Origin of the sequence: Pseudonocardia hispaniensis, assembly GCF_042658695.1 — a bacterium.
GTDB classification, from domain to species: domain Bacteria; phylum Actinomycetota; class Actinomycetes; order Mycobacteriales; family Pseudonocardiaceae; genus Pseudonocardia; species Pseudonocardia hispaniensis.
This window is the reverse complement of the sequence record NZ_JBHSQW010000014.1, coordinates 79832-90976: the sequence shown is the minus strand read 5'-3', so window position 1 is coordinate 90976 and position 11145 is coordinate 79832. Positions and strand designations below refer to the sequence as shown.

11 protein-coding genes are annotated in these 11145 nt (G+C 72.1%); 9 read left to right on the top strand and 2 right to left on the bottom strand.

The window, feature by feature from the left end:
- Window positions 1–69: 69 nt before the first annotated feature.
- The 3 genes from ACFQE5_RS06800 to ACFQE5_RS06790 are packed head-to-tail and all read left to right on the top strand — an operon-like array spanning window position 70 to window position 2224.
- Window positions 70–741 (top strand): lipid droplet-associated protein, encoded by a 672-nt coding sequence (locus tag ACFQE5_RS06800; protein ID WP_379583953.1) that lies wholly within the window; start codon window positions 70–72, stop codon window positions 739–741.
- A complete protein-coding gene (xseA, locus tag ACFQE5_RS06795) occupies window positions 738–1994 on the top strand; it encodes an exodeoxyribonuclease VII large subunit (RefSeq protein ID WP_379583952.1) in 1257 nt (418 codons plus the stop codon). Before ACFQE5_RS06800 ends, xseA begins: the two co-directional genes overlap by 4 nt.
- 2 nt (window positions 1995–1996) lie before the next feature.
- Window positions 1997–2224 (top strand): exodeoxyribonuclease VII small subunit, encoded by a 228-nt coding sequence (locus tag ACFQE5_RS06790; RefSeq protein ID WP_379583951.1) that lies wholly within the window; start codon window positions 1997–1999, stop codon window positions 2222–2224.
- Between the two features lie 41 nt (window positions 2225–2265).
- On the opposite strand, the gene ACFQE5_RS06785 is transcribed toward ACFQE5_RS06790, so the two are convergent.
- Window positions 2266–2892: a DUF4245 domain-containing protein gene (locus tag ACFQE5_RS06785; protein ID WP_379583950.1), complete on the bottom strand. Its 627-nt coding sequence runs from the start codon at window positions 2890–2892 to the stop codon at window positions 2266–2268.
- Window positions 2893–3063: 171 nt separating this feature from the next.
- Here ACFQE5_RS06785 and glpX point away from each other — a divergent pair, with 171 nt between their 5' ends.
- The 4 genes from glpX to ACFQE5_RS06765 all read left to right on the top strand — a co-directional run bounded on the left by glpX (window position 3064) and on the right by ACFQE5_RS06765 (window position 7719).
- On the top strand, window positions 3064–4122 hold the full coding sequence (gene glpX / locus ACFQE5_RS06780) for a class II fructose-bisphosphatase (RefSeq protein WP_379583949.1): 1059 nt from the start codon (window positions 3064–3066) through the stop codon (window positions 4120–4122).
- Between the two features lie 151 nt (window positions 4123–4273).
- Window positions 4274–4915: a L,D-transpeptidase gene (locus tag ACFQE5_RS06775; RefSeq protein WP_379583948.1), complete on the top strand. Its 642-nt coding sequence runs from the start codon at window positions 4274–4276 to the stop codon at window positions 4913–4915.
- A gap of 66 nt (window positions 4916–4981) precedes the next feature.
- Window positions 4982–6391 carry a class II fumarate hydratase gene (locus tag ACFQE5_RS06770; protein WP_379583947.1) on the top strand — a complete coding sequence of 470 codons (1410 nt, stop codon included), beginning with the start codon at window positions 4982–4984 and terminating at the stop codon, window positions 6389–6391.
- A gap of 134 nt (window positions 6392–6525) precedes the next feature.
- Complete coding sequence (locus ACFQE5_RS06765; RefSeq protein ID WP_379583946.1) at window positions 6526–7719, top strand: EAL domain-containing protein; 1194 nt, start codon at window positions 6526–6528, stop codon at window positions 7717–7719.
- A 140-nt stretch (window positions 7720–7859) separates the two neighbouring features.
- Here the strand turns inward: ACFQE5_RS06765 and ACFQE5_RS06760 are convergent, their stop codons facing one another.
- Window positions 7860–8834, bottom strand: a complete 975-nt coding sequence (locus ACFQE5_RS06760) for a helix-turn-helix transcriptional regulator (RefSeq protein WP_379583945.1) — start codon at window positions 8832–8834, stop codon at window positions 7860–7862.
- A gap of 91 nt (window positions 8835–8925) precedes the next feature.
- Here ACFQE5_RS06760 and ACFQE5_RS06755 point away from each other — a divergent pair, with 91 nt between their 5' ends.
- Both ACFQE5_RS06755 and ACFQE5_RS06745 read left to right on the top strand, forming a co-directional pair.
- Window positions 8926–9453: a DinB family protein gene (locus ACFQE5_RS06755; protein WP_379583944.1), complete on the top strand. Its 528-nt coding sequence runs from the start codon at window positions 8926–8928 to the stop codon at window positions 9451–9453.
- A gap of 238 nt (window positions 9454–9691) precedes the next feature.
- A partial coding sequence (locus ACFQE5_RS06745; protein WP_379583943.1) for a GuaB1 family IMP dehydrogenase-related protein occupies window positions 9692–11145 on the top strand: 1454 nt, incomplete at its 3' end.

The following is an 11145-nucleotide window of genomic DNA, read 5'->3' as shown; positions in this document are numbered from 1 at the left end:
GTGACCCAACCGACCGACGATCATCATTTCGCGGCCGGCCTATGGGTGCTACGAACGGAGGGAGAGGGGATGATGCTGAACATGAAGCCGCTACCGCTGCCGGTGCGGATTGCCGCCGGCCTCGTCGCCACCGCCGTCGAACAGGTCCGCTGCCTGCCGCGACTGGTCGTCGAGTTTCCGGTCACCGCGGTGAGCCAGGCATTGCAGACCTCCATGCACGTGCAGCAGAAGGTCACCGAGCTGGCGATCAAAGGGGACCGCGTGCTCAGCATCCTGCGCCCGATCCCCGAGGAGCCCAGCTGGGCCACGTTCGACGACGAGGAGCCCGGATCGACCGCCCACGGTCGAAGCGGCACGGTGACCACAATGCACCAGGGCGCCCGCGACGACCCCGACGCCGACCTGGACGAGTTCGCCTCCGAAGGGCCGGACCGGGAGGACCCCGCCGATATCGGCGCCGCCATCGCGACGAGCACGGCCGCGACCGCGACCGCGAGCGCCGCGGCCGGCGAGGTCATCGGCCGCGATGCCGACGACCGGGAACGCACCGACGACGGGTCGGTAGGGCCGAACATCATGCCCGGCTACCCGCAGCTCTCGATTCCGCAGCTGCGGGGCCGACTGCGGCAGCTGAGCGTCGAAGACCTGCGCCTGCTGCTGGACTGGGAGATCCGCCACGAGAACCGGCCCCCCTTCGTGACGATGCTCAGCAACCGCATCGCCACGATCACCGAGGGGTGAGCACCGCCGCCACCTCCCAGGAGTCGCCCTGGCCGGTCCGCACGGTCGCCCGCAAGATCGCCGAGTGGGTGGACCGTCTCGGCGCGGTGTGGGTCGAGGGCCAGCTCGCGCAGGTCACCGCCCGGCCCGGGACGGGGACGGCGTTTCTCGTGCTGCGCGACCCGGCGGCCGACGTGTCCCTGCAGCTCACCTGCCCGATGTCGCTGATCCGCGAGAGCGGCCCCGCGGTCGCCGAAGGCAACCGGGTGGTCGTGCACGGCAAGCCGTCGTTCTTCCTGGGTCGTGGGACCCTGAGCCTGCGGGTGGACCAGATCCGCGCCGTGGGGATCGGCGAGCTGCTCGCCCGGATCGAGCGGCTACGCAGGCTGCTCGCCGCCGAGGGTTTGTTCGACCCCGTACGCAAACGCAAGCCCCCTTTCCTGCCCGGCTGCATCGGGCTGATCACCGGTCGGGCGTCGGCCGCCGAACACGACGTCGTGTCGAACGCCACCGCGCGCTGGCCTGCGGTCCGCTTCCGGATCGAACACGCCGCGACCCAGGGCGCGCTGGCGGTCCCGCAGATCGTCGAGGCGCTGGAGGTGCTGGACCGCGACCCGGCCGTCGAGGTGATCGTGCTGGCCCGAGGCGGCGGCAGCATCGAGGATCTGCTGCCGTTCTCCGACGAAACGCTGTGCCGGGCGGTCGCAGCGTGCCGCACCCCGGTGGTCTCGGCGATCGGTCACGAACCGGACACCCCGCTCGTCGACCATGTCGCGGACGTGCGCTGTTCCACCCCCACCGAGGCGGGCCGCAGTCTCGTCCCCGAGCTCGCCGAGGAGACCGCCCGCATCGGCGGGCTGCGGGACCGGGCCCGCCGGGCGCTGCATGGCTGGGTCGATCGGGAGCAACGGCTGCTGACCGCGCTGCGTGCCCGTCCGGTGCTGGCCGATCCGCTGCGCGCGCTGACCGACCGGCACATCGAGATCGAACGACTGCGCGCGGCCTCTCGGACAAGTCTCGACCGCGGGCTCGACCGATCCGCCACCGAGCTGGAGCACCTGCGCGCCCGGCTCGCCGCGCTCGGTCCCGCCGCCACCCTGGCCCGCGGCTATGCCGTCGTGCAGCGGGTACCGGCCGCGCATGTCGACGGCAGGTCGGGCGTCGCGTGGCCGGTGCTGCGCTCGATCGCGGACGTCGCACCGGGCGATCGGCTGCGCATCCGGGTGGCCGACGGCGCGGTGCCGGCCGCCGTGCTGCCGGAGGAGGATGGCTGACCATGAGCACGGCAAAGCGGCCCACCGTCGATGGCCTGGGCTACGAGCAGGCCCGCGACGAGCTGGCCGAGGTGGTCCGCGCGCTGGAGACCGGCGGCCTCAGCCTGGACGAGTCGATCGCGCTGTGGGAGCGCGGCGAGGCCCTGGCGCGGCGCTGCGAGGAACAGTTGGCCGGAGCCCGAGCCCGCATCGAGGACGTCCTGAACGCCGCGGGTGAGGGCGACGTCTGAGCTGCGCCGCCCCGCCCCTGCACCCCATGGGTGGCCGACCGTCAGCTGGGCGGCGTTCCGACCGCCAGCCGCTCGCCGTGCAGGGCCGCCGAGGCCAGCGTGCGGAACTCCTGCTCGCTCCCGCTGCCGGTGATGAGCAATCGGGACTCGGGCGCGCCCGGCACGGTCGTCACCCAGAACGGCTCCTCGCCGTCGTTGCCGTAGACGACCCAGGTGGCACCGCCCGCCTCGACGGTGCCGCGGCCGATCTGAGGCCCGCCGGCCTCGGTCGCGACCAGCGGCTCCTGCGCCGCGTTGCTCTGCACCAGCCTCAGGTACCGGCCGTCCGGGCTCAGGTACCCGATCCGGACGGCCCGGCCGCCACCGCCGACGAGCCCTTGATCGGTGGAGTTCGCCCGCCAGCCCGCGGGAAGCGCCGGGACGCGCAACGCGAACGGCGTGTGTACCGCGGCCTCGCGCAGCCGGGCCTGCGCGTCGACCACCGGGGCCGAGTCCGCGGAGATCGACGGCCCGCCGGGACTGAACGAACACGACTGCGTCGTCGCGGCGAAAACCAGGGCCACCACCGCGAGTACGGCCAGCGCGCCGAGCATGTCGCGCATGCTCAGCGAGGAGCGCGCCGGTTTGCCGGGCGGTGGACGCTCACTTCGGCCGGGCTCAGAACTCACGGACACCATGGTCCCAGCCGGCATGGTCTTGCTCCCTTTGCCCCACCGCCCAACCAGGTGATCTGCGAGGATCGGAACCAACCCCGCCGCCCGGTGACCGCTGGGCCGTTGCGGGCTTCCACCGCTGCCCGCCCGGTACCCGGGCGGGGCCGATCCCAGATGGAGGCGCTGATGAGCAACCGGCAACACGAGCCGCGACGCGAGACCCCGGACCGCAACCTCGCCATGGAGCTGGTCCGCGTCACCGAGGCCGCTGCGATGGCCGCGGGCCGGTGGGTCGGACGAGGGGACAAGAACGGCGGTGATGGCGCCGCCGTCGACGCGATGCGCCACCTCATCCAGAGCGTGTCGATGCGCGGCGTCGTCGTCATCGGCGAGGGTGAGAAGGACGAGGCGCCGATGCTCTTCAACGGCGAGCAGGTCGGTAACGGCGAGGGTCCGTGGTGTGACGTCGCGGTCGATCCGATCGACGGCACCACGCTGATGAGCAAGGGCATGCCCAATGCGATCGCGGTGCTCGCCGTGGCCGAGCGGGGTGCGATGTTCGATCCGTCGGCGGTGTTCTACATGGAGAAGATCGCGGTCGGTCCGGAGGCCGCGGACGTCATCGACATCACCGCTTCGGTCGAGGAGAACATTCGCCGGGTCGCGGCGGCCAAGCACATCGACGTGGCCGACGTGACCGTGTGCATCCTCGACCGCCCGCGGCACGAGACGATCGTGAAGGAGGTACGGGCGACCGGTGCCCGCATCCACTTCATCACCGACGGCGATGTGGCGGGGGCGATCTCGGCAGCCCGTCCGAACACCGGCGTGGACATGTTGCTGGGCATCGGCGGCACGCCGGAGGGGATCATCGCCGCCGCCGCGCTGAAGTGCATGGGCGGCGCCATCCAGGGGCGGCTGTGGCCCAAGGACGAGGCCGAGCGGGCGAAGGCGATCGCCGCCGGGCACGATCTGGACCGCGTTCTCACGACCGGCGACCTCGTGGCCGGGGACAACGTCTTCTTCTGTGCCACCGGAATCACCGACGGCGACCTGCTGCGCGGCGTGCACTATCGGGCGGGTGGTTGCACCACCCAGTCGATCGTCATGCGGTCGAAGTCGGGAACCGTGCGGATGATCGACGCCTACCACCGGCTGACGAAGTTGCGGGAGTACTCCTCGATCAACTTTGGCTCCCCGGCCGTGGCCGCTGAGCCTGAGCACGGGTTGCCGCCGCTGCCGTGACCGCGGCCCCGTGGCCGAATTGTGAGGTTTACCCACCCGTTCGGGGCTGGCTCGCCCGCCCGATCGATCGGATCCTCCTTGTTCGGTGCTTGATCGGCACGGAACGTGCTGGTCCGGTGACGAACCGGGCGGCGGTCACGGGGGTGGGGACGTGCGGGCTGGGCGGATGCTGGGTCTGATCGCGGTCATCGCCGCGGCCGGGCTGCTCGGCGGTGGGGCGGCCGGTGACCTGGCCCCGTCCGCCGCCGCGGCGCGGCCGGCCCCGAACGGCGCCGCGCCCGGCCCGGCCCAGGCCCCGCCCGTCACCAGCGCCGCTGCCCCGTCATCGACTCCCCCGCCGGCCGCATCGTCCGCACCGGCGGCGCACCCGGCCAGCACCGCCCCGCCCGCGTTCACCCGGGCGGGGCGAGCGCCTGCCGCGTCGAACCCGGCCCCGGCGGCCGGGTTCCCGTGCCGCCCGACGGCGCGCGCCTGCGTGGACCTGTCGGCGAAGCGCGCGTGGTTGATCCGCGACGGCGTCGTCATCCACGGTCCGGTGCCGATCACGCACGGGCGCCCGGGATGGCGCACCCCACCGGGCACGTTCCGCGTCACGTTCACGAACAAGCACCATCGCAGCAGCCTGTTCGACAACGCTCCGATGCCGTACTCGGTGTTCTTCAACGGCGGCATCGCGTTCCACGAAGGGAGCCTTGCGGAGCAGTCACACGGCTGCATCCACCTGACCCGCTCGGCGGCGCAGGCCTTCTTCGGATCGTTGAGGCCCGGGGACCTTGTTCAGGTGGTGCGCTGAGCCGGAGCCGTCGGACCGGACCCGCATCGGGTACGCATCGCGGGCCCGAACGAGAAGACTGGTCTCATGACGAGTGACACCGCCCGCCCCGAGTTCCGTACCGAGCACGACACCATGGGCGAGGTCCTGGTGCCCGTGGACGCGCTGTGGCGCGCGCAGACCCAGCGGGCCATCCAGAACTTCCCCATCTCCGGACGCGGACTGGAACGAGCCCAGATCCGCGCCCTCGGTCTGGTCAAGGGCGCGGCGGCGCGGGTGAACGGGCGGATCGGCGTGCTGGATCCTCAGCTCGCCGATGCGATCGCCGCGGCGGCCGACGAGGTCGCCGCGGGCAAACACGACGCGCATTTCCCGGTCGACGTCTTCCAGACCGGATCGGGGACCTCGTCGAACATGAACGCCAACGAGGTCATCGCCACGCTCGCCACCCGGGCGAGCGGGCGGCCGGTCCATCCCAACGACCACGTCAACGCGTCGCAGTCGTCCAATGATGTGTTTCCCACGACGATCCACCTCGCCGCCACCGAGGCGCTCGCCGTCGGGGTCGTCCCGGCGCTGGAGCACCTCGCGGGCGTCCTGCGCCGCCGGGCCACCGACTGGGCCGAGGTCGTCAAGGCAGGCCGGACTCATCTGATGGACGCGGTGCCGATCACCCTCGGTCAAGAGGCGGGGGGCTGGGCCACCCAGGCCGAGTACGGCGCCGCGAGGATCCGTGACGTGCTTCCCCGGCTGGGACAACTCCCGATCGGAGGCACCGCCGTGGGCACCGGGTTGAACGCACCCGAGGGTTTCGGCGCCGGCGTCGTGGCGGAACTGCGCGCGGCGACCGGACTCGACGTGCTCACCGAGGCGGCCGACCACATCGAGGCGCAGAGCTGCCGCGACGGTCTGGTGGAGGCATCCGGTGGGCTGCGCACGGTCGCGGTGTCCTTGTTCAAGATCGCCAATGACCTGCGCTGGCTGAGCTCCGGGCCCCGCACCGGGCTCGCCGAGCTGAACCTGCCCGATCTGCAGCCGGGAAGCTCGATCATGCCGGGCAAGGTCAACCCGGTGATCTGCGAGGCCACCATGATGGTGTCCGCTCAGGTCATCGGCAACGACGCCTGCGTCGCGTTCGCAGGCGCCCAGGGCAACCTCGAGCTCAACGTGATGATGCCGGTCATGGCGCGCAACGTGCTGGAGTCCGCGCGGCTGCTCACCGCGGTCGCCCGGCTGCTGGCCGACAAGGTCGTCGACGGCGCGCAGGCCGACGTCGCGCGCGCCCGTGAGTACGCCGAGTCCTCACCCTCGATCGTGACCCCGCTGAACCGGTATCTCGGCTACGAGGAGGCGGCCTCGATCGCCAAGCAGGCGCTCGCCGAGCGCAGGACGATCCGCGACGTCGTCCTCGCCCGCGGGCACGTCGACGAGGGTCGGCTCACGCTCACCGAACTCGACAGCGCATTGGATGTGCTGGCGATGACCCGGCCCCGCTGACCGCCGCCCGCACCAGCACACAGCGCTATCCGCGCGTCACCAAGAGTTCATCTGCTCGTCGAGCGAGGCCGCGTTCCCCCGTGACAGAGTGCTACCGCACCAACCAAGGGTCCCCTAAGAATTAGGCCATCAGGATGAACGATAGTCCACGCTTCGCCTTTGATCCGCTGTTCAACCTGCGGACCGCCCGGATCGTCGGCTTCGAGGTACGCCCGCGCAACCCGCGGGACCAGGTCGGAGTGCGGGCCGCCGGCACAGTCTGGGGCACGCGACAGATCGTCGACCTCGACGCCGGGGTGGCGCTCGCCTCGCTGGCTTTCGCGACCGACTGCGACGCGAGCGTCCCGCTGCACGTCAACATCCTCGCCGACACGGTGGTCACCGGCCGGCGTCGGCTGCGCTCGATGCTCGACGGACTCGCCGAGCGGCAGCGGGCGATCCCGCCGGTCGTGCTCGAGGTGAACCCTGCGATCTCGGCGGCTCCGGTGGACGCACTGATCGAGGGTCTGGCGGAGCTGCGCGGCTGGGGCTTTCGGATCGCGCTCGACGCGATAGGCCGGGGTTTCGGCCTGGATCTGGTGCCGACGATCCGGCCCGACCTGGTCAAGATCGACGAGCACCTGGTCGCGGCGCTCCCGGCCGGCGGTACCGCCGAGGCCGTCGTCTCGGCGATCTGCGACGTCTGCGCTGCGACCGGCACGCGCGTCGCCGCGACCGGGGTGACGAGCGGGGACCAGTTGACCGCGCTGCGCGGGTACACCGTCTCCTGGGCGCAGGGCATGCTGCTCAGCCACCCGCGCCGACGACCCTCGAGCACCGGGGTGCGGCTGCCGGTCGAGCTCACGTCGCCGGAAGCGGCACCTGCCGGCACGCCCGCGCCGCGACCGCGTCCCCGGCCGGCGCCCGCCATGGTGCGCGAGCTGGCCCAGGCCGCGGTCACCCTGCCGGAGAGCGCGACGGCGGAGGCCGCGCGCCGGGCGCTGGCCGACCATCCGCTCGCCGGCGGGATCATCCTGCTCGACCCGCAGCGGCGGCCGACGGGCTACCTCAACCGCAACCGATTCATGCTGGCCATCTCCGGGCCCTACGGACGGGCGCTCTACGCCGCACGGCCCGCCCGGACGCTGGCCGACCCACCGATACTGGTCAGCGAGCGGACCTCGGTGCGCGCGGCCGTCCAGACCTGCATGCGCGGCGACCCCTCCCGCAGCGACGACGATCTCGTGCTGACCGGCCCCGACGGCACCTGCTGCGGGGTCGCCCGGATCGCGGACCTGCTGCGACTGGCCACCGCCGCCGCGGCCTGCCCCCACCCTGTGAGTGCGTAACAGTGTTCTAACACTGTTACGCACTCACAGGGTCGGTTGACCTCTGATGGCACGTTGCGCTCCCGGGTGCTCGCGTCGGCGGTGGGTACCGGTTCGGCGGCTACCTGGCCGCGATCCGGACGACCGTCAGCCGCAGGGAGTCAGCTGACGGCGCGGGTGAACCGGGCGCCCCACTCCCGGACCAGCTCGGTCAGCTCGGGCGGCGAGCGCACCTCGAACTCGGCGCCCAGCGCGCCGAGCGCCATCATCGGCCACTCCAGCGTCTCGGCGGACATCCGCAGGACACAGCTGTTCCCCTCGTGGGCATCCCCGGCGACCTCCTCGGCCGTGCACCATCGGCCGAGCTTCTCCCGGACAGCCTGCGCCGGGGCGTACACCAGCACCTCGACGGTGTGGGTCGACGTCAGGGTGCGGATGCCGGCACGGACGAACTCCGCGGCGTCGGGCGTCGGGAGCTCCCGGGGCCGGAACCGCGCGCCGGTGCGCCGCGGCGCGGTGAGCCGGTCCAGCCGAAAGCTGCGCCAATCGTGGCGGTGGAGGTCGTAGGCGACCAGATACCACCGCCTGCCGTACGGGACCAGCCGATGCGGCTCGACCAACCGGTCGGCGCGATCGCGGTGACGGGCGGTGTAGCCGAACTCGAGGCGTTCGGCGTCCCGGCAGGCCTGCGCGACCGTGATCAGCACCTCCGGGTCGACGACCGGCGCCGCACCGACGTCCCAGATCACCGGAACGGTGACCGCGCGCAGCGCATCGACCCGGCGACGCAGCCGTGGCGGCATCACCTGCACGACTTTGGTCAGCGCCCGGACCGCGGACTCCTCGATGCCCGCGACCGCGCCCTGGGTGGCGGCCTGCATTCCGACGGCGAGGGCCACGGCCTCCTCGTCGTCCACCACCAGCGGGGGCAGCGCCGTGCCGGGAGCGAGCTGGTAGCCGCCGTCGGCCCCGCGGTTGCCCCGCACGGGATAGCCGAGGTCGCGGAGCCGGTCGATGTCCCGCCGCAGCGTCCGCGGGGAGACGCCGAGCCGCTCCGCCAGCTCCTCGCCCGGCCAGTGACGGTGGCTCTGTAGCAGGGAGAGCAACCGCAGGGTTCGCGAGCTTGTGCTTGCCATGACCCCAGTCTCCGGCAATTGAGGACGGAAACCGACCGGATTGCTCCGTACCGTCGTTCTCACGGCACGACGACGAACGAGAGGCGGCACCATGAGCGACACCGAGATCACCGGCACCACCGCGCTCACCGGCGAGCGGGCGGACCTGGTGGAGACGCTGGACAAGCACCGCAACTTCCTCCGCCTCACCGCCCGCGGCCTCAGTGACGAGCAGGCGGCGCGGCGCGCGACCGTCAGCGAGCTGTGCATCGGCGGACTGATCAAGCATGTGACCGGCGTCGAACGGGCATGGGCCGACTTCATCGTGCGCGGTGCTGCGGCCATGGCGATGACCGAGGACTCCGCCGAGCAGCACGCGCTCAGCTTCCGGATGCTCCCCGGGGAGACCCTGGCGCTGTTGCTGGAGCGTTACGCGGAGGTGGCCCGGCGGACCGACGAGCTCGTCGCCACCGTCGACCTCGACACCTCGCACCCGCTGCCCGCCGCTCCGTGGTTCGAGCCGGGCGCGCGGTGGTCGGTGCGGCGCACCGTGCTGCACATCGTTGCCGAGACCGCTCAGCACGCGGGGCATGCGGACATCCTGCGCGAGGCGATCGACGGCGCGAAGTCGATGGGCTGACCACACCCCTCCGTGAGTGCGTAACAGTGTTAGAACACTGTTACGCACTCACAGGGCGGGTTGGTGTCGGGGTTCGCTGGTTCAATCGGCTCGTACTGCTCACCCGGGTGGTGGAGACATCGGCGGCGTCGCGCTGCGCTTCGCCCGGGTCCTGCGTTACCGCCCGGACAAGACGCCGGCCGAGGCCGACACGATCGACGCGGTTCGCGCGCTGTTTCCCGGGTAGACTTCACCTTCCGTGCGCTTCCTCGAAGGCCAGGATCCCCGCTCGGGTATCCACGCCGATCTCACCTACGACGACCTCTTCCTCGTCCCCAGGCGATCATCGGTGGTGTCGCGTTTCGACGTCGACCTGGCCACCGCCGATGGATCCGGGGCCACGGTGCCGGTCATCGCCGCCAACATGACCTCCGTCGCGGGCCGCCGGATGGCCGAGACGCTGGCCCGCCGCGGCGCCCTGACCGTTCTGCCACAGGATGTCGCCCCGGAAGCGGTCGCCGAGATCGTCGCGTGGATCAAGTCCCGCCATCCGGTCTGGGACACCCCACTCGTGCTGCACACCGGCGACGCCGTGGCCGACGCGCTGAACCTGCTGTCCAAGCGGGCGCATGGCGCCGTCGTCGTGGTGGACGACGACGCACGTCCCGTCGGCACCGTCGACGAACGGGCGTGCCGCGACGTCGACCGTTTCACCCGGCTCTGCGAGGTGCTGAACCCTGCACCGCTCGTGCTGCCGCTGGACACCCCGCCGCGGGCGGTGTTCGAGGCGCTCGAAGGACGCGGGGTCGCGCTCGGCGTCGACGCGGACGGCACGCTCTCCGGGCTGCTCACGGCGCTCGGTGCGCTGCGCGCCGAGATCTACACTCCCAGCCTCGACGCAGCGGGCCGGCTGCGCACCGCCGCCGCGCTCGGCATCAACGGCGACGTCGCGATGAAGGCGAAGTCCCTGCTCGACGCGGGGATCGACGTGCTCGTCGTCGACACGGCGCACGGTCATCAGGACAAGATGCTCGATGCGCTGCGAGCCGTGCGGGCCGTCGTGGACGACCGAGGCAACGCCGGCGCGCCGGTGCCGGTCGTCGCCGGGAACGTGGTCACCGCCGAGGGCGTGCGTGACCTCGCTGCCGCGGGCGCCGACATCGTGAAGGTCGGCGTCGGCCCGGGAGCGATGTGCACCACCCGGATGATGACCGGGGTCGGGCGCCCCCAGTTCTCCGCGGTCGCCGAATGTGCGGCGGCCGGGCGGGACCACGGCGTGCGGGTGTGGGCCGACGGCGGGGTGCGACACCCGCGCGACGTCGCGCTGGCACTGGCGGCGGGCGCGTCCGCCGTGATGATCGGCTCGTGGCTGGCCGGAACCTACGAGTCGCCCGGCGACCTGCTGTACGACGAGAGCGGCCGGCCGTACAAGGAGTCGTTCGGGATGGCGTCCAAACGCGCCGTGAGCGTTCGTACCCGCGGTGACGGGAAGTTCGACCGAGCCCGCAAGGCGCTGTTCGAGGAGGGCATCTCCAGCTCCCGTCAGCTGCTCGACCCGGCCCGGCCGGGCGTCGAGGACCTGCTCGACGCGATCTGCGCCGGGGTGCGGTCGGCGTGCACCTACGCCGGGGCACGCACGATCGAGGAGTTCCACGACCGCGCCGTCCTCGGCGTCCAGACCGTCGCCGGCTTCACCGAGGGCGCTGCGCGCCC